The 18,234-nt window shown below is 41.6% G+C and carries 16 protein-coding genes; 7 read left to right on the top strand and 9 right to left on the bottom strand.

The genetic code is table 11. From position 1 onward, the window contains the following. The first annotated feature begins 18 nt into the window (after positions 1-18). The 3 genes from EWU21_RS02745 to mog are packed head-to-tail and all read left to right on the top strand — an operon-like array spanning position 19 to position 2,259. Positions 19-972 carry a glycosyltransferase family 2 protein gene (locus EWU21_RS02745; RefSeq protein WP_130895267.1) on the top strand — a complete coding sequence of 318 codons (954 nt, stop codon included), beginning with the start codon at positions 19-21 and terminating at the stop codon, positions 970-972. A 2-nt stretch (positions 973-974) separates the two neighbouring features. After that, complete coding sequence (locus EWU21_RS02740) at positions 975-1,766, top strand: tRNA threonylcarbamoyladenosine dehydratase (protein WP_130895266.1); 792 nt, start codon at positions 975-977, stop codon at positions 1,764-1,766. After that, positions 1,744-2,259 (top strand): molybdopterin adenylyltransferase, encoded by a 516-nt coding sequence (mog, locus tag EWU21_RS02735; RefSeq protein ID WP_130895265.1) that lies wholly within the window; start codon positions 1,744-1,746, stop codon positions 2,257-2,259. Before EWU21_RS02740 ends, mog begins: the two co-directional genes overlap by 23 nt. 317 nt (positions 2,260-2,576) lie before the next feature. Here the strand turns inward: mog and EWU21_RS02730 are convergent, their stop codons facing one another. The 5 genes from EWU21_RS02730 to folP form a co-directional block, all read right to left on the bottom strand. Beyond that, on the bottom strand, positions 2,577-5,729 hold the full coding sequence (locus tag EWU21_RS02730; RefSeq protein ID WP_130895264.1) for a DUF1566 domain-containing protein: 3,153 nt from the start codon (positions 5,727-5,729) through the stop codon (positions 2,577-2,579). Positions 5,730-5,744: 15 nt separating this feature from the next. Next, a complete protein-coding gene (locus EWU21_RS02725) occupies positions 5,745-6,251 on the bottom strand; it encodes a T9SS type A sorting domain-containing protein (RefSeq protein WP_130895263.1) in 507 nt (168 codons plus the stop codon). Positions 6,252-6,371: 120 nt separating this feature from the next. Continuing rightward, positions 6,372-7,538: a helix-turn-helix domain-containing protein gene (locus EWU21_RS02720; RefSeq protein ID WP_130895262.1), complete on the bottom strand. Its 1,167-nt coding sequence runs from the start codon at positions 7,536-7,538 to the stop codon at positions 6,372-6,374. Positions 7,539-7,648: 110 nt separating this feature from the next. Continuing rightward, on the bottom strand, positions 7,649-8,464 hold the full coding sequence (locus tag EWU21_RS02715; RefSeq protein ID WP_130895261.1) for an aminotransferase class IV: 816 nt from the start codon (positions 8,462-8,464) through the stop codon (positions 7,649-7,651). Beyond that, positions 8,442-9,236, bottom strand: a complete 795-nt coding sequence (folP, locus tag EWU21_RS02710; protein WP_130895260.1) for a dihydropteroate synthase — start codon at positions 9,234-9,236, stop codon at positions 8,442-8,444. Before folP ends, EWU21_RS02715 begins: the two co-directional genes overlap by 23 nt. A gap of 150 nt (positions 9,237-9,386) precedes the next feature. Between folP and EWU21_RS02705 the strand changes: the two genes are divergently transcribed. The 3 genes from EWU21_RS02705 to EWU21_RS02695 are packed head-to-tail and all read left to right on the top strand — an operon-like array spanning position 9,387 to position 11,575. Then, positions 9,387-9,968 (top strand): DUF1599 domain-containing protein, encoded by a 582-nt coding sequence (locus tag EWU21_RS02705; protein WP_130895259.1) that lies wholly within the window; start codon positions 9,387-9,389, stop codon positions 9,966-9,968. Continuing rightward, positions 9,968-11,050: a BT_3928 family protein gene (locus EWU21_RS02700; RefSeq protein ID WP_130895258.1), complete on the top strand. Its 1,083-nt coding sequence runs from the start codon at positions 9,968-9,970 to the stop codon at positions 11,048-11,050. Before EWU21_RS02705 ends, EWU21_RS02700 begins: the two co-directional genes overlap by 1 nt. Before the next feature lie 6 nt (positions 11,051-11,056). Beyond that, on the top strand, positions 11,057-11,575 hold the full coding sequence (locus EWU21_RS02695; protein ID WP_130895257.1) for a shikimate kinase: 519 nt from the start codon (positions 11,057-11,059) through the stop codon (positions 11,573-11,575). Here the strand turns inward: EWU21_RS02695 and EWU21_RS02690 are convergent. Both EWU21_RS02690 and EWU21_RS02685 read right to left on the bottom strand, forming a co-directional pair. After that, positions 11,572-13,125 carry a hypothetical protein gene (locus EWU21_RS02690; RefSeq protein ID WP_130895256.1) on the bottom strand — a complete coding sequence of 518 codons (1,554 nt, stop codon included), beginning with the start codon at positions 13,123-13,125 and terminating at the stop codon, positions 11,572-11,574. The genes EWU21_RS02695 and EWU21_RS02690 overlap by 4 nt on opposite strands. A gap of 9 nt (positions 13,126-13,134) precedes the next feature. Then, positions 13,135-14,061: a hypothetical protein gene (locus EWU21_RS02685; protein WP_130895255.1), complete on the bottom strand. Its 927-nt coding sequence runs from the start codon at positions 14,059-14,061 to the stop codon at positions 13,135-13,137. A gap of 118 nt (positions 14,062-14,179) precedes the next feature. On the opposite strand from EWU21_RS02685, the gene proS reads away from it, so the two are divergent. Continuing rightward, positions 14,180-15,652 (top strand): proline--tRNA ligase, encoded by a 1,473-nt coding sequence (proS, locus tag EWU21_RS02680; RefSeq protein WP_130895254.1) that lies wholly within the window; start codon positions 14,180-14,182, stop codon positions 15,650-15,652. Here the strand turns inward: proS and EWU21_RS02675 are convergent. Together EWU21_RS02675 and glmM are read right to left on the bottom strand one after the other, a co-directional pair. Then, positions 15,649-16,791 (bottom strand): cysteine desulfurase family protein, encoded by a 1,143-nt coding sequence (locus tag EWU21_RS02675; protein ID WP_130895253.1) that lies wholly within the window; start codon positions 16,789-16,791, stop codon positions 15,649-15,651. The two genes, proS and EWU21_RS02675, sit on opposite strands and share 4 nt — an antisense overlap. Beyond that, complete coding sequence (glmM, locus tag EWU21_RS02670) at positions 16,792-18,180, bottom strand: phosphoglucosamine mutase (protein WP_130895252.1); 1,389 nt, start codon at positions 18,178-18,180, stop codon at positions 16,792-16,794. It abuts the gene before it with no gap. Positions 18,181-18,234: the final 54 nt, after the last annotated feature.

Below are 18,234 nucleotides of genomic sequence, written 5' to 3'. Positions count from 1 at the left end.
TTTTGTATTTTTGCTCGTATGTTACAGCTATCCATCGTAGTCCCTCTTTATAACGAAGCCGAATCGCTTCCAGAACTATGTTCTTGGATCGATCGAGTGATGAAAGAAAATGCATTTTCTTACGAAATGATCTTCGTAAACGATGGCAGTAACGACAATTCCTGGGAGGTTTTAAAGCAATTATCCACGCAGTACAGCACGATTATAGCCATCTCTTTCGCGCGTAATTATGGCAAATCGGCAGCTCTTCACGAAGGATTCAGCAAGGCTTCAGGCCAAGTAGTGATCACGATGGATGCGGATTTACAGGATTCTCCAGATGAGATACCTGAATTATATCGATTGATTACAGAGGAAAATTACGATCTGATTTCAGGCTGGAAACAGAAGCGCTTTGATCCTATTTCGAAGACAATTCCCACTAAATTATACAATGCAGCAACCCGCAAATTGTCAGGCGTTCATTTACATGATTTCAATTGCGGCTTGAAAGCCTATAAAATTGAAGTAGTGAAAACGTTACGTTTGTACGGTGAAATGCACCGCTACATTCCGGTTCAAGCGAAATGGAACGGATTTACGAAGATTGGCGAGAAAGTAGTTCAACACCAGGCGCGCAAGTATGGAGCGACTAAATTTGGTTTAGAGCGCTTCCTATATGGTTTCTTGGATCTGTTATCGATTTCATTTGTGCAGATTTTTGGCAAACGTCCGATGCACTTATTTGGAAGCCTAGGAATCTTGTCCTTTTTAACGGGTTCTGGTTTGACCATCTATTTAATGGGTGTTAAAATTTATAACATTGCTTATAATTTAAAGTACCGCAATGTCACAGACAATCCGCTGTTCTTTTTAGCGCTAGTGGCCATCATACTGGGTGTACAGCTCTTTTTAGCCGGTTTTATCGGAGAGTTATTGATTACGAACTCAGATAAGACGACGAATTATCAAATCAAGGAAGAAATATCCTAATTATGCCAAACAATGATCTAAGCTGGCTTAGCCGCTCTGAACTCTTGATCGGACCGGATGGGATCGATAAATTACAAAAATCACACGTTTTAGTTGTCGGATTAGGGGGCGTAGGCTCCTTTGCCGCTGAATTCATCGCGCGTTCTGGTGTAGGCCGAATGACCATCGTGGATGGAGACGTAGTCGATCCTACGAACCGTAACCGACAATTACCCGCTTTAGCGACAAACCATGGGGTTTCTAAAGCCCAAATCATGGCCGAACGCCTACTAGCCATCAACCCAGCTCTTGAATTAACGGCAATCGAACAATTCTTAAGTCCTGAAGAGGCGAAGAACTTGTTAGAAACGACGAAATTCGATTACGTCATGGACTGTATCGATTCCGTAACCCCTAAAGTCACCTTGCTAAAAACAGCTTATGACTTGGGATTTAAAATCGCAAGCTCGATGGGCGCAGGAGGCAAAATGGATCCCACCCAAATTAGAACAGCTGATCTCCTGAATACCCGCGAATGCTATTTAGCCTCTTTAGTGCGCAAACGTATTCGCAAGATGGGAGTAGGCAAAGGGATTAAAGCGGTGTTCTCTTTGGAAAAAGTCAAAGACGAATCACTTATTCTGACTGACGGAAGCAATTTTAAGAAGTCTGCTTATGGAACGATTTCTTATTTACCAGCCGCCTTCGGAGGCGTAGTCGCATCCATCGTCATTCGCGATCTATTAGACGAACCCATCCCGATGGAGAAGAAACTTAAATTACCCAAAAAGAATGATCAAAATAGGCGTCATTAATGTGTCTGACCGGGCTAGCGCGGGTATCTACGAAGATATTCCTGGCAAGGCTGTAGTCGAATTATTAAAAGAATACCTCGAATCCGATTTCGAGGTGGTGTACGCCGTCGTTCCCGACGAACAAGACCAGCTCGAGGCGAAGATGATCGATATGTCAGAAGAGGTTTGCCTGCTTGTCACCACTGGAGGAACAGGTCCAGCCCTGCGCGATGTCACCCCAGAAGCAACAGAGGCAGTTTGCCAAAAGATGATGCCGGGTTTTGGCGAGTTAATGCGCTCTGTGAGCTTGCAATATGTTCCTACCGCTATCCTAAGTCGCCAAACAGCCGGCATTCGAAATCAAACGTTAATTCTAAATTTACCAGGAAAACCGAAAGCCATCAGACAATGCTTGGAGGCAGTTTTCCCAGCCATCCCTTATTGCATCGATCTAATTGGTGGACCATTTTTAATGTGTAGGGAGGAGAATATGAAGGCTTTTAGGCCTAAGTAGAGCGAAGCTCTACTCAAAGTTCAAAGAGCAAAGTTCAAAGTTGTTCTTTCATCTTTGAATTAAATTTCAAATTCTATATCTACCATTATTTTTCAATTTTACTTATCGTTATTTGATTCGTATACAATTGAGAATTTTTGACAAGAAAAACTCGATGCTAACTTTCATTCATTTTAATACTTTTTAGATTGTTGTTAATTTGAGAAAGTTCAGAAATATGTATTTTTTTTACAACTGAAATCAATGCTAAATTGAGAATAAGCTTAAATGTTAGGTATTCATTATTTTTGTCCCAAGTACTAGGGTCAAGTAAATTGTTAAAAAGCCCTAATGGCGCGAACATAGTATGTGTAGCCCTTACTGTAGTAGCCCTGAATGCCATTGTAGAAATGCTGGGGCCACGCTTTGAAGTCGTCGAACTCCGTAGAACTCCAATAGCCGGAATACTCAAAACCTCCAACCTCTGATTTTTGTAAATAAAGTAAATTGAGTTCATATTTTGAAGGTAAGTACCAATCACCATAAGTTACTCCATCAACAGTTACTGAATACTCATTACAAACCGTTGCAGCAAATGCATTACCATCTACAGCTCCTTGATTTGCAATAATTAGTGCAGTATTTTTTAAACCAGCACCAACCCCATCTGCCCTTGCTCTTGTATTTGTATTTGAACCACCATACCACCTGATTCCGGTACTTTGATCTGATGTTGCAGCAATTAAACCGTGTTTACCATTGTCATATACATAAAATACTATACCACCACCATATGACTCTCCTATTGTATGTGTGCTGACATCAGATGTTGTTGTCCATGTTAAAGTTCCACTTCCAGTTGATGTTAATACTTGACCATTAGTGCCAGCACTTATTAATCCCGTTCCTCCTTTCGCAACAGCTACCGCAGTTCCACTCCATACGCCACTAGTGATTGTTCCAACACTTGTTAAATTAGATAAAGAAGTTAATGTACTATTATTTGTAGCAGTTATATTCCCAGACAAAGTGGCTGTTCCAGCGTTTCCACTGATATTTATTTGATCTCCTGTATTAGTACCGGAAAGAGTAATAATACCTAATTTAGATTTGATTGATTCCGAAGTTTCTATATTCAAATCTCCTGATTTATTAAAAGCAAATGATCTAATTATCATCATGCTAGGATTTAAATGGGTGTAATCATAATTTCTAGTATTATTGTTATTATAATTAACAGGGCCTGGGCCTTGTGGACCCAAAAAATCAACAACAGTAGGACCATAAAAATTTTCAGAACTACTTATAAATTCAGTTGAACCTTGATAGGTGCCCAACATGACATTTTCTAATTTATTTATCAAAATATGTTCATTAGTCCTGATTTTAAGCAATTCATCTCTACTTGGCAAATACCAATCTGCATAGCCTCCATATGAATAATTATAGGCGAATAATGCGGCCCCTCCATTGTTTCCAGCTTTAGCAATAATTTTATTTGTATTCTCCATTCCGGAACCTAGGGCCACACTTGTTTGAGGATTGTAGTAATTTTGATTTTGAAGAGGATTGAAATTAAGATAATAAAATGGTTCAATTGCAGGATTAATGCCATTGTAACCATTGATATTATCATAAATATAATTCATATCGTTTAACGTTCTCCAATCGATTATAACCCCTTTAGTGACACCATCCACATACCCAATGTCTCCAGGTTCTAAAATATAACCAACAACGCCACCGAAGGCAAAATCCCCCACTTCTAAATTTGCAAGAGCTGATCCAGAACTATTTTTCCAACTTAAACCGTCATAAACTTGCAATTCACCATTTCCACAATTGGTACAATAAATTGTAGTTCCTTGAGGAATTTTTTCCGTTCTAGTTGGAACTACGTTCGTTCCATCCAAAACACTTCTTTCTGCTTTGGTCATTCTAGGTGGAAGAAATCCTTTAGTTGTGGAATTAATTTCAAGTGCCGAATAATTACTTGCCACTGGAGTACCTACAGAAATCCTAGAAGCGATTGCATCTCCTATATTTGGTGTAACTAATGTTGGGGAAGTAGCTCTAACTACATTTCCTGTTCCGGTTGTAGAAATCTCTTCCACCATACCCGAGCCTACTGATACTCTACCAAGTACTTTATTACTTGAACTAAGATTTTGTATTTTCCCGAATGTGATATTTGCGTCAGCAATCTTGTTTGTAGTTACCGCATTAGCTGCGATAGTTAATGAATACGTACCTGTCACATCACCCGAATGCTCTAGATCAGTCAGATTTGCTTTTAAATCCAATGCCGATAGTGTAGCCGTACTTATAGGTTTGAGTGCATCACTTGTATTGTCTACGTTACCTAAACCCACTTTTGCTTTACTAATGCCAGTAGCTAATTTTGCATCCGTCACTGCAAGATCTGCTAATTTTATCGTGCTTATTCCTCCATCAGCAATTACTCCTGACGAACTATTTGCAGTAATATATGCCTTTACCGCCTTTTGGGATGGATATAATTCGTCACTAGGAGATAGCCCTCCTAAATCAGTTGCTATCGATTTATTAGAAACATTTTCCTTCAATGCTAAACCCGCTATAACATCTGCAGCGTTGGACTTTAAACCTAATGCCGTATTTGTGGCTAAGCCGCTTAAATCTTGATCCCCTGTATTTGACCCAGTAATCCCCTCCAATTTTGTCTTTTCTGCCGATGTATAATCATTGCTGGATAAACCTTTGCCCGTGATCTTATCAACCTTCAAGGCTAGACCACTATCTACTTTGAAAATAGTTGCTTTCAGAACTAAACTGCTGTCTACTTTCGTTTTATTCACTTTTAATGCCAAAGCTGTTGTAGTTGCATAACCACTCAAATCTTGATCCCCTGTATTTGTCCCAGTAATCCCCTCCAATTTTGTCTTTTCTGCCGTTGTATAATCATTGCTGGATAAACCTTTACCCGTGATCTTATCTACTTTAGTTGATAGGCTATTTTCAATTGCTAGCGACGTTTTCAAAGCATTTAAACTTGAAACACCCGTCCCTCCTTTTTCTAGGGGAACAATACCCGATATATTAGTGGCATCTACGCTATTTGCAAAGTGGGCATACGCAACATACTGAAATTGTGTAGCCCCCAATAAGGTAAAACTAGTTCCTCCTGCGGGATCCATTTCAATCTTTAAAAATTTAGGATTATTCTTCCAGCTGATAGCAGAAAAATCGCCTGTTGATGTACTCGCATTTGCATCTCCAATTACAACGTTAAATAATCCCTGGGCATTCGTTGTCACCTTTCGAGTTTCAGTATACTCAGCTGAACCCGTTGTACTTCCTTGCAATATGCTGAGTCTTAAATTTACCTGTTGGTTTGCTAGTATTGCATTGCTTGAATTACGCGCAACACCTTGAAAATTAAGTCCCATTTGAGCAAATGAACTTAGACTTACAAATAGTAGAAAAAAGGAGAGTATTACTTTGGATTTCATCTTCAGTTTAAATGCTTATAGTTTAATAATTTTGAATATTGCCGTTCGAGTTTCGCCCACTATTGGCCTAAATAAAAAGCGGATAAAATAGGCTCCAGAAGCATATTTATCCACCACGAGCTCTGTTGAGTAATTGCCAAAAACCAGCCCTGCCTCATGCCGATAAAGTTCTACACCCAAGAGATTAACCAAGGCATAGGATAGTTCTCCAGCTTCAGGTAAAGCTAAATCAAGATACACAGTGGAAACAACGGGGTTAGGACCTATTTGAATTTGACTCGAAAATTGATTTGTTGGAAATTCTGAAATAGCCGTCACTAAATTTGCCTGAGGTTGTAAAACCCCTGTGTTTAAGGTAAGGCTAGTACTGACAAAACTCGCAATAGAAACAGACTCCCCTAAACTCCATTCTAAACCAGTTGAAAAGCCCCCACCAGAATTAAGCGTATAAGGCGAAATTGACTGACAGAACGCAGCCAAATGAATCAAAAGAAAACAACAGCTTAGGAAAAGTACTTTCATTAAAAATCAGTCAAGTCCACTAACTATGAATAATAGTTAAGCGGCAACTAAATGTAAAATGAAAGCTAGCAAAAGAGGAATATATTAGAGATTGCTTAGTCGGGACTTATAAAATGGCGACTAAATACTGTACTTTGCAGCAAATTCAGCTGGTGTACAGGAATGAACTTTCCGAAAGGCGTCATAAAATCCATGCTTGGTTTTAAAACCAGCTTCAAGTGCCAAAGCTTCTTGCGTATATTGATTTAGATAGCCCTCTTTGATTTTTTCAACTACGTATTTAATGCGATAACCATTTACATACTCTGTAAATCGTAGTTCAAAATAGCGATTCAAAATAAAAGAAAGTTCGTGGAGTGGTTTATCAATCGCAACGGACACATCGCGTATAGTAAGCTGCGACGTTAAATAAGGTTTTTCTCTGTCAAAATAATCCGAAATTACTTTTGCTTCTTTGTCAAAATTTTCCTTAACATTCGCATTTTCAACCTCATCAGTTACACTTCTTATCGGACTATTTTTAACGTAAGGCAAACCAAATAACAGCTGTGGATTTAAGATCAAATAACTACTCAAATACAATATACTTAGTGACAATAGAAGCATTGAGAATCGAGCAAAATCTTGATTTGCCTCTTTTGGGCTCATTCCAACAAAAAGAACGGCCACTAACAATAAAAACGAAAATACTGTGGTCGAGATTAAAACATTGAACACTTTAATCCACTGAACTACCAATTTAGTTTGCTTATTAAATGATGTGATTAACTTATTTTGCTTAAACCGATTTAATAATTGCAACTGAAAAATAAAATATACAACACATTGTAATGGCTTAGCAAACTGGAAATAAGGGGGCAAAAAGCCATCTTTCTCATAAAGCACTCCAAATGGGTCTTCAACCACCCTTGCGACCAAAGCTGCTTTTTCATCAAATGGCATAAAATAAACGGGTAAATAATTAATGGCTACAAGTATAACAGGCAAAAAATGCCATAAGTCTTTTCTTTGAAATTTAATCTCATTTTTTAAAACAGAACGAACATATAAATAAGCCAATGGTGGAGCAAAATAACTTATTGGTGCAGCTGCTTTATATAAAAAAGGCACTTCTGTCAACCATTTAAAAACAACTACCAGATAAGCTCCAATATTTAAGGCATATGTGATTAGAAACAAAGCCAACAGGGCATCTGAATATATTTGGTGTGAATATTTACGAAATATTAGCAAATAGACTGTCACCAGTGCAAAGAAAATACTAGCTACTATAATCGATTCTATCATGAAATTAATTTAAAACACATCTTTACTCTTTACTCTATACTCTCATTTCTCAAATTCATCCTCGTAGAGGATTCCAACTTTATGCTTTTTGCTCTAATCTTTATGCTTTATTAGGCTTCTAAGCCTAACAACATCCCATACAGCCTCTCCGTCACTTTCCCCCTCTTCCCATCTCCTATCTGTTTCCCATCAATGGAGAAAATAGGCAAGACACGCTTCGTGCTACCCGTAGTAAATACTTCGTCCGCATTCATAAAATCGGCTAATGTGCAGGTGCCTACACGAACTTTGAACTCAGTGGAAGCTAAAGCCATCACCTTTTTACGGGTGATTCCTTCTAAAATATGGTCTTCGGGTGTGTGAATAACCCCGTCTTTGACATAAAACAAATTAGAGCGTGAGGACTCTGAAACGCCGAACTCAGGTGTATAATAAATCAAATCATCGCCACCTGCAGCTCGAACCGCAGGCATTTCCCGTAAGGCGAAAGCATAATTCAACGATTTAATATCCGCCATTTCGCGCTTGTATGCGCGACTCATTAAACGCATTCCAGCGGTAGGCTCGGCAAATGCGAAGACACTCGGAAAAATATACAATTCAGACTCCCCTATCGGATCGAATCCATTCAAACTGAAACCAGCTGTTAAAACCAACTTAACTCCTAGGCAAGGATCGACGGAAAGCGACGCAATCTCATGAATTAACGCAGCCAGCGACTCTTTAGAATAGCTATGCGACAAACCCATTTTCGAAGCCGAACTCAAAAAACGATCCAAATGATCCGACATAAAAATGGGCTTTCCATCCATGATTCGGAAGAAATCGAAAATGCCAAAACCGCGTAAAAAACCGACATCCTTAACGGACACAGTCACTTTTCCAGGATCTTGCCATTGGCCTTTATAATAAATGGGATATGCCATTTTGTTGTAGTTTTTGGACTAAATGTATGGTTTCTTGGGCCTCCTTCACGTCATGGACCCGCAAGATAGAGGCTCCTTGCAATAAAGCAACGGTGTGTAAAACGGAGGATCCATTCAATGCCTCATCTGCCGTAATACCTAATTCTTTCCAAATCATCGTCTTGCGCGACAACCCTGCTAAGATGGGAGCCCCTAATAATTTAAAAGAGCGTAAATGAGCTAATAATTGATAATTATGATCTATTGATTTAGAAAAGCCAAAACCGGGATCCACAATCAAATCCTTGAAGCCGCGTGAGCGCAACTCTTGGACTTTTGGCAATAAATTGTGCAATACCTCTGCTACTACGTTTTGGTAGTTTGGTACTTCGTGTACCTGGTCGAATCGTCCTACGCTATGGCTCAGAATATAAGGAACTTGATTTTCAACGATGTAATCGAACACACCTTCGTCCATTTGACCTGCACCGATATCATTAAACAGATGTGCGCCAGCCGCTACAGCAGACTTTGCAACCGCCACTCGGTAGGTGTCGATAGAAATAATGACAGTAGGAAAGGCCGACGAAATCGCAGAAATTATGGGACAAACCCGATCTATTTCTTCCTGTGGACTCACCGATGCTGCTCCGGGTCGAGTCGAATGCCCGCCAATATCCAAAATCAGGGCACCGGCAGCGATCATATCAGAAGCCTGTTTCAAGGCTAAATCAACCGATGAAACGCGGCTTCCCTCATAAAATGAATCAGGCGTAATGTTTAAAATTCCCATGATTTGGGGCTGCGAAAAATCAAGCAATTGCCCATTTAAACGGATTGTTTGACCTGTGGAAAAAAGAGCGTCCAAATCGAGTGAATTTTAGGATAATTTAAATAATTTTGTAGGCTATAAAAACGTGAGCATCGTCTAAAAACTGTATCTATGAATAGGGACTCAACGCCTTCCCAAACCGAAATCGAATATCGCCAAGTAATTTCATACTGCAAAGCCTTGTTTGATAAAAAAAACAAAGATTACGGTACTTCATGGAGAATTTTACGACTACCTAGCTTAACTGACCAAATCTTCATTAAAGCCCAACGCATTCGCAGCATCCAAGAAAAAGGAGCGCAAAAAATTGAGGATGGCATCGAGGGAGAATTCATTGGCATTATCAATTACTGCATCATCGCTTTAATTCAAAAATCACTGGAAGGTTCTGATCAAATGGAATTTGCCCCAGAGGAATTAGGCCGCATTTATGATGAGCAAGTAGAAATTACCTTAGAATTATTGCGCAACAAAAACCACGATTACGGTGAGGCTTGGCGCGATATGCGCATCAGCAGCATGACAGATTTAATTCTGATGAAAATCTTCCGCACAAAGCAAATTGAAAACAATGACGGCAAAACATTGGTTTCAGAAGGCGTAGAAGCAAATTACCAAGATATGCTTAATTACGCCGTGTTCTGTCTGATCACATTGAAAGGCGAACAGCAACAGCAGCAACAACAGCAATAATGACTAAAATCGCGAAGATTTTATTGGTGGGAATATTCCTCTTCTCAGGTCTTATTAAATTAAACGACCCAATAGGAACCCAACTAAAACTAGAGGAATACTTTGAGGTATTCTCGGTGGACTTCGCCTTTATGGCCAGTTTTTGGCAGTTTTGGATTCCTTATGCGCTGGTTCTTTCCATCCTATTAAGTAGCTTGGAAATCGTTTTAGCCGTTGCCTTAGCGCTAAATTACCGCATCAAACAGACATTATATGCTTTTGTGGGCATCCTTGCTTTCTTTGGATTCCTAACTTTCTATTCAGCCTATTTCAACAAGGTAACGGACTGTGGATGCTTTGGCGAAACGATCAAATTAACTCCCTGGACGTCTTTTGGAAAAGACATTTTCTTACTCGTTCTGACGGCTATTTTATTAATCGCCAAAAAACCAGCAGATAGAAAATCGGGGAAATGGGTTTTACTCACATCAGTCCTTTGCATCGCATTAGGAACATTCTGCTACTTCCACCTACCTATCAGCGACGGATTACCCTATGCGGTAGGTGATCACATTCCGAGTAATATGAAGGAAAGGGAGCCCTTAAAATTCACCTATGTCTATAAAATTAAAGGTTTTGAGACCGAGTTAAACGAGATGCCGACGGATACGACGGCGGAATTCATTTCGATGCAAGCGACGAATGAGAAAGAGGCCAAACCTTTAATCACGGACTATCAATTATGGGTGGATGGGGATACAACAAATTATACACAAGAGAGCTTTAAAGGCGCTAAACTGATGATTATCATCCCTAACATTCACCACATGAATGAAGGAGCGATACCGCAAATTGAGCAACTGACGAAGGGTTTAAAAAATATCACTGTTTGGCTTGTCTCTGCTTCCCCTGACGCGGAGGTCAATGCCTTACGACACAAATACCAATTAGCGTTTCCTGCTTTATCTGCAGACACGAAAATATTAAAAACCATCATTCGCTCTAGCCCAGGATTATGGCTAGTAAAGGATGGAACGGTGAAGGGCAAATGGTCTTCCTATTCCTTACCCACCGCGGATGAAATTCAACAAAGCCTAGAATAAAAAAGAATGAAGAATATCTATTTAGTAGGAATGCCCTCCTCGGGTAAAAGTACCTTAGGAAAAGAATTAGCAAAGAATATCGGATACTCCTTTATGGACATGGACAAGTTAATTGAAACCCGTGAACAAAAGACCGTATCGGAGATATTCTCCAATTTTGGCGAGGCGCATTTCCGCGAAATAGAAAAAAAGACGCTTCGAGGTTTTCAACCGGATCAATCGATGGTGATCGCTACGGGTGGCGGAATCCCCTGCTTTAATGACAACATGGACTTCATTAAGCAAAATGGCGTAAGCGTATTTTTAAATGTGGACGTAAATGATTTAGCGAAGCGTTTATACAAAGCACAAGGCAATAACCGCCCTTTGTTAGATAAGACCCAAAGCGAAGAAGTGGTCATCGCCTCCATCAAAAAGACCTTTGAGGAGCGCTTACCATTTTACCAGCAAGCTGATATTCAAGTAGACGGAGAAATTACTGTGAGCCAATTACTTTGGCTTTTAGATCAATACTTACCCGTTTAGAAATAGATCCCGCCTCCTAGCATCAGCTGAGTGGACGTCAAATCTAATGTAGCTGAACTAAAATCCGCTGTATTCTTTAGGGTATACGGTGTATAGGCATCTTTCTGGGTCCGTTGAATAGCTGTCAAATCTAGATAGAATGTTGATTTTCTATAGCCAATCCCGCCCGAAAATTGAAATGCGTTACGATCGATCGTGTCATAGCTTTGCGCATATCCACTTCCAAACATCGCCACCCCACCACGTAAACTAATGGACGGTGAGACCCGTATTTCAGATCCCACTTTCACATTTAAAGCACCTTCGAAATTGCGGGAAATTTGACCATTGTACTTCGTCTGGAATGCTTGATTTGCAGAACCACCTAATTCAGCAGAATAAACTTTCATTCCTCCAAAACCCACATATTCCAAGTCCGCCGTCAAGAAACCTCTCTTTGAAAAGAAAAAGGCAAAACCACCCGAAACTTTCATCGGACTTAAAAACTGGTAGGTAAACTCATTTGTTGTTAGTCTCATCGGATTTACTTTCGTAATTGTGATGGGATTTCCGGAGGAACCTATGGCCGGAATGCCGATGACATTAGGAAATAAACGCGCATCATACGTCTCATTCATCTGATCATAGTACATAGGACTTCGGAAGGCAAAGGACAATCGCAAAGATGGATTCACTTTATAGATTCCTCCCAGACTTAGCCCAATCCCAGACCCTGATGTCAGTAAGGTCTCAGCGTACTGAAAGCCTGAAACGTATTTTGCGCCCACAAATTCATCCTCCCAGGTAGTCGAAGAACTCGCATTAATTTTAGAAAAATGGAGGGTTGCACCTACATACAACTTATCGCGGTAGGACGCACCATAAGCAAAATCCCACGAAGTTAATGCTCCTGAATTAGAAGCAGATCCATATTGATTCGTAGGCAATAAAGGCTGAAAACGCTCAAAAGGAGCGCCACCTGTGACTGAATTAGGATTAATCAAATACGTTTGGTAGGCCAAAGCTTCGGCAGAAGATGCCGTCCCAGAATAAGAGTCATATTCATCGTCTAAACTAGCACCTGTAGCACCTTTATCGTTTGCTTTTTCGATGAAGTTATCCAATAAAGAACTGCGATTATTCGTACCTGAAATCTGTAGCGGCTGAATAAAAATCGCTTGACGCGAATAGCCAAATCCGAAAGCCCCATGCCAATCTCCTCCACCGAGGTAATTTCCGGAAATCACCATGCCCAGTGTGGGCATTTGAAATTGATTATCAGACGCCTCACCCGTCGAAGACAAATACACCGATTTCGTTTGAATAGCGGTATAGGCAAGACTCATGTTCACCTCAGAACGCGTATAAAAACCAAGACCAGCGGGATTACCTGTAAGTGAGCTTAAATCAGCTCCTAAAGCACTAGACGCGCCGCCTAATGCCTGCATACGTGCTGTTCCTGTTGAATACGAAGTGGAGAATTGCTTCGCTAAACTAGGATAGGTATAGATTTGGGCCACAGCCACGTTCAGCGTACAAACGCTGAAAAAGAAGAAAAGTACTTTTTTCATGATCGTAAATTAACGAGGACCGCGACTTGAACCACCTCCACCACCGCCGGAACTAGAGCCTCCGCCGGAGCTTGGGCTGCTGTAGGAAGGCGTTGATGTGGAATTTGATCTCTGGCCTCCATCTACTGGAGCTGCACGGTATTCATAATTTGAATTACGACGCGGTGCCACATATTGTTGAGACCCTGTACCAGAACCATTCGTTTGTTGCGTATTTACGCGGGGTAAATTATTCCCTTGCGTATTATAGGAATTATTTCCCCCACGTGGAGAGTTCGTGTAATTTCCACCCGTATTACGGTTACTTGAACGATCATCACGAGGACCAAAGTTCTTTCTTTCCCGAGTATCATTGGTCATGTATTGCCCACTGTATCCTGTGTAATAGCCTCCTGGACCATAATAATTGTAATTCCGGTAAAAGGAATTAAATCCAAATGGACTATAATAGGGGTTGTAAAAATAAGGATCGTAAAAAAGCGAATTGTATGGGCTATAAAACGAATAAGGATTAAAATACGAATAGCCCATCCCTATACTAAAGGTGGTGTAGGGATTGACAAAATACGAATAAGATGGACTCCAATACGAAAACGGAGTGTATCGGTAGCCATAACCAAGGTACGGACTATTGTACAAACCATCTGAAAGTCCTTGCTGATAAGCAGATTGATACAAATTAGGATTAACCGTATTGCGCTGAGCTAGACCTTCTTCCTCCTCTATCACCTCCACATCATCTTCGGCTAAATCTTGAAAATCAAGGTATTTCTTATCTTTAGCGGCTTTCGTAGCCTGCGCTTTCGCTACCTGAACGGAACGATTCGCTTCATCGTATAAATCATCTGTGGCGTAAGAATTGTTAGTCACATTCACGCAGCTGGAGAGGATTCCAAATCCCACTAGCACTAGATAAGCAAAGGATTGATTTTTCATGGTTTTTAGCGGATGATGTCAATTAAAAGCCTAACAAAACGTATCTTTGTAACGTTCCATTTTTCAAACGTAAAGTAAACGAAAAAACGAACAATACATGACGATTTTAACATAATTTATGAGTAAATCCCTACCAAGCCGCGCGGACAATTATTCTGAGTGGTACAACGAATTAGTGAAGAGAGCAGATCTAGCTGAAAATTCAGCGGTGAGAGGCTGTATGATCATTAAACCTTATGGCTATTCCATTTGGGAGAAAATGCAGCGCGCATTGGATGATATGTTCAAAGAAACAGGCCATACGAACGCCTACTTCCCCCTTTTCATCCCTAAATCTTTCCTTTCGAAGGAAGCATCACACGTGGAGGGTTTTGCCAAAGAATGTGCCGTCGTAACGCACTACCGCCTAAAGAATGATCCGAATGGCGGCGGAGTCATCGTCGATCCAGACGCAAAATTAGAAGAAGAATTAATTGTGAGACCTACCTCGGAAACGGTGATTTGGTCCTCTTATAAAAACTGGATTCAATCCTACCGTGATTTGCCTTTATTGATTAATCAATGGGCGAACGTAGTACGTTGGGAAATGCGTACGCGTTTATTCTTGCGTACGGCAGAGTTTTTGTGGCAAGAAGGCCATACGGCTCATGCGACAAAGCAAGAGGCAATCGAAGAGACCGAGCAGATGTTAGAGGTATATGCGGAATTCGCAGAGACTTTTATGGCGATGCCGGTATTGAAAGGAATTAAGACGGCGAATGAGCGTTTCGCAGGTGCGGATGAAACGTATTGTATCGAAGCGATGATGCAAGATGGGAAGGCGTTGCAGGCGGGAACGTCGCACTTTTTGGGCCAAAACTTCGCTAAAGCCTTCGATGTAAAATTCGTTAACAAGGAAAACCAATTGGATTATGTATGGGGAACCTCTTGGGGTGTTTCGACGCGTTTAATGGGTGCCTTGATTATGGCGCACTCCGATGACCAAGGTTTAGTCTTGCCTCCTAAATTAGCTCCCATTCAGGTCGTGATCGTTCCGATCTATAAGGGTGAAGAGCAATTAGAAAATATCAAAGCGCGCATCAATCCATTAGTGAAAGCGCTAAAATCTCGCGGAGTATCCGTGAAGTTTGACTTCGCTGAGAACCAGAGCCCAGGCTTTAAATTCGCTGAATACGAATTAAAAGGGGTTCCGGTACGTCTTGCGATCGGTAACCGTGATATGGAAAATGGAACGATCGAATTAGCACGTCGCGACACGAGAGAGAAGACGAGTATGCCATTCGAGGGAATCGAAGACGTGATCGTGGATACCTTGGAAGACATCCAAAAAAGCATTTACCAAAAAGCCTTTGACTTCAGAGCAGCGAATACCTTCGAGGTGAACAGCTGGGAAGAGTTTACAGCTAAAATCGAAGATGGTGGATTCCTTTCAGCGCACTGGGATGGTTCATCTGAGACGGAAGAGAAAATCAAAGAATTAACAAAAGCGACGATCAGATGTATTCCTTTAGATGCAAAAGAAGAAGCTGGAAAATGCATCCTAACAGGAGCACCTTCCAGCCGCAGAGTTATCTTCGCGCGCGCCTACTAGGACACGATATTTTTCAATACTTCTAATACCCGATCGATCTCCGTTCGGGTATTATTTTTACTAAAGGAGAAACGAACGGCCGCACCCGTCGCTGTCGGGTTCAAGGCCGACAATACGTGTGAACCCACCGAAGTACCGCTCGAACAAGCGCTACCGCCTGAAGCTGAAATCTTTTCGATATCTAATTGAAACAACAACATGTCGCCGTCCGCCACCGATGGAAAACGCACGTTCAACACCGTATACAAACTATTTTCTACATCCCCAGAAGCTCCGTTGAAGGAAATGCCCGGGAATTGCTTTTGTAAACCTTCGATGAAATAAGCTTTCAAGCCTTTGATGTAGGTTGCGTGCTCGTCCATGGCGGAGTAGGCCATTTCTAGGGCTTTGGCAATACCAATCATTCCATACACGTTTTCCGTGCCTCCACGCTGGTTACGCTCTTGCGCTCCACCGTGCATCAGCGGACTGAACTTCGTTCCGGCTTTTGCGTACAAGAAACCAATACCCTTTGGACCGTGGAATTTATGCGCGGCACCCACCATGAAATGCACTTTCAAGGCTGAGGCGTCGTGCTTGTAATGGCCCATGGTTTGGACCGTATCGGAATGAAATAAGGCTCCATATTGCTCGCACAGGTCGCCCACCGCGTTTAAATCCAATAAATTACCAATCTCATTGTTCCCGTGCATCAAACTCACAATCGCCTTATCTGAAGAAGCTAATAATTCTTCCAAATGCGCTAAATCAATCGCTCCATCCGGATTCACGCGAACTAATTTCAATTCCGCTAAACCGAGTTTCGCCCAAGCCTCCGCCGTATGCAATACCGCATGGTGCTCTAAAGGCGACGTGATGATCACCTTGCATCCTCCGTGCAAAACAGCTGATTGCAAGACCGTATTATCCGCTTCCGTTCCACCAGAGGTAAAGAAAATCTCCGATGGCGACGCCCCTAATAAAGTGGCGATCGTTTTACGCGCCTTTTCTACGGCCACTTTCGCTTGGCGACCGTGGGAGTGAATTGACGAGGGATTCGCAGTAAAATTCTCGAAATAAGGCTGCATCTCAGCCCAAACAGCTGGATCCACCGAAGTAGTCGCCGCGTTATCTAGGTAAATAGGTGTTTTATCTGACATTTAAACTTTTGCGATTTCTTCAATCACGTGTATAATTTGTTGAGCGAGTGTATCCGCTTCAGCCTCCGAAGATGCCTCCGCGTAAATCCGAATGATCGGTTCCGTGTTCGACTTGCGTAAATGAACCCAGCGATCTGGAAAGTCAATTTTCACGCCATCGATCGTGTTTACATTTTCATTCTTGTATTTTTCTGCCACCGTTGCGAGAATTAAATCGACGTTCAGGTCAGCGGATAATTCGATTTTGTTTTTGGAAATCACATACGCCGGATAGCTCGCGCGCAGTTCGGATGCTTTGATGCCTTTGTTTGCCAAATGCGTCAAGAACAATCCGATTCCCACCAATGAATCACGTCCGTAATGCGACTCAGGGAAGATTACTCCTCCGTTTCCTTCGCCACCGATGATCGCGTTCACCGCTTTCATCTGAGTCACGACATTCACCTCTCCTACCGCTGCCGCGAAATAGTCGCCACCCGCTTTACGCGTTACATCAGCCAAAGCACGCGTAGAAGAAAGATTGGATACGGTATTGCCAGGCTTCACAGAAAGCACATATTCGGCTACCGCCACTAGCGTATATTCTTCGCCAAAAGGCGTCCCATCCTCCGAAATAAAGCAAAGGCGATCCACATCTGGATCCACCACGATTCCTAAATCGTAATTTCCGCCTTTCATTTTCGAGATCATCTCCGTTAAATTCTCCGGAAGTGGTTCTGGGTTATGACCAAAATGACCAGTAGCCTCGCCAAAAATCACATCCACGTGCTGAACACCCAAAGCTTTCAACAACATAGGCACCACGATTCCTCCCGTCGAATTCACTGCATCGACTAAAACGCGGAAGTTCGCTTTTTCAATCACTGATTTATTTACCCAACTCAAACCTAACACGTGATCCACATGCTGCTGTAAAAAGCTATCGTCTTGGGTTAATTGACCTAACTTCATCACGTCCGCAAAATCAAAATCTTGATTTTCTGCGATAGTTAATAAGTCTTTTCCATCCTGATCCGAGATAAACTCTCCACGATCATTCAATAATTTCAAGGCATTCCATTGCGCTGGATTGTGGCTAGCGGTGATGATGATTCCACCCGCCGCTTTCGTCCACGGCACCGCTAATTCAACAGTTGGGGTCGTAGAAAGACCGATATCTAAAACATCCCAGCCTAAACCGATTAAGGTATTCGCTACTAAGGAACTGACCATTTCTCCGGAGATACGCGCATCACGACCTAACACGATCGAGTTCGATGGATGTCCTTTTTTCTTTAACCAGGTACCATAAGCCGCTGCGAAAGTAACGACGTCGAGTGGACTTAAACCTTCGCCCGGTTTTCCACCGATGGTACCACGTATGCCTGAGATTGATTTGATTAGTGCCAAAACAAAAATGAATTAGAATGAATAGATGATCAAAATTAAAGAAAATATCCCTAT

It is taken from the genome of Aquirufa antheringensis (genome assembly GCF_004307425.1).
GTDB classification, from domain to species: Bacteria; Bacteroidota; Bacteroidia; order Cytophagales; family Spirosomataceae; genus Aquirufa; species Aquirufa antheringensis.
The sequence above is the reverse complement of the archived record's forward strand: the minus strand, read 5'-3'. Positions and strand labels throughout refer to the sequence as shown.

Excerpts from the sequence above, each read along its gene's own strand:
- proS (WP_130895254.1), top strand. The coding sequence starts at position 14,180 with ATGAGTAAATCCCTACCAAGCCGCGCGGACAATTATTCTGAGTGGTAC.
- EWU21_RS02695 (WP_130895257.1), top strand. The coding sequence starts at position 11,057 with ATGAAGAATATCTATTTAGTAGGAATGCCCTCCTCGGGTAAAAGTACC.
- EWU21_RS02705 (WP_130895259.1), top strand. The coding sequence starts at position 9,387 with ATGAATAGGGACTCAACGCCTTCCCAAACCGAAATCGAATATCGCCAA.
- EWU21_RS02720 (WP_130895262.1), bottom strand. The coding sequence starts at position 7,538 with ATGATAGAATCGATTATAGTAGCTAGTATTTTCTTTGCACTGGTGACA.
- EWU21_RS02745 (WP_130895267.1), top strand. The coding sequence starts at position 19 with ATGTTACAGCTATCCATCGTAGTCCCTCTTTATAACGAAGCCGAATCG.
- EWU21_RS02675 (WP_130895253.1), bottom strand. The coding sequence starts at position 16,791 with ATGTCAGATAAAACACCTATTTACCTAGATAACGCGGCGACTACTTCG.
- EWU21_RS02685 (WP_130895255.1), bottom strand. The coding sequence starts at position 14,061 with ATGAAAAATCAATCCTTTGCTTATCTAGTGCTAGTGGGATTTGGAATC.
- EWU21_RS02730 (WP_130895264.1), bottom strand. The coding sequence starts at position 5,729 with ATGAAATCCAAAGTAATACTCTCCTTTTTTCTACTATTTGTAAGTCTA.
- EWU21_RS02690 (WP_130895256.1), bottom strand. The coding sequence starts at position 13,125 with ATGAAAAAAGTACTTTTCTTCTTTTTCAGCGTTTGTACGCTGAACGTG.
- EWU21_RS02725 (WP_130895263.1), bottom strand. The coding sequence starts at position 6,251 with ATGAAAGTACTTTTCCTAAGCTGTTGTTTTCTTTTGATTCATTTGGCT.
- EWU21_RS02700 (WP_130895258.1), top strand. The coding sequence starts at position 9,968 with ATGACTAAAATCGCGAAGATTTTATTGGTGGGAATATTCCTCTTCTCA.
- EWU21_RS02740 (WP_130895266.1), top strand. The coding sequence starts at position 975 with ATGCCAAACAATGATCTAAGCTGGCTTAGCCGCTCTGAACTCTTGATC.
- mog (WP_130895265.1), top strand. The coding sequence starts at position 1,744 with ATGATCAAAATAGGCGTCATTAATGTGTCTGACCGGGCTAGCGCGGGT.
- folP (WP_130895260.1), bottom strand. The coding sequence starts at position 9,236 with ATGGGAATTTTAAACATTACGCCTGATTCATTTTATGAGGGAAGCCGC.
- EWU21_RS02715 (WP_130895261.1), bottom strand. The coding sequence starts at position 8,464 with ATGGCATATCCCATTTATTATAAAGGCCAATGGCAAGATCCTGGAAAA.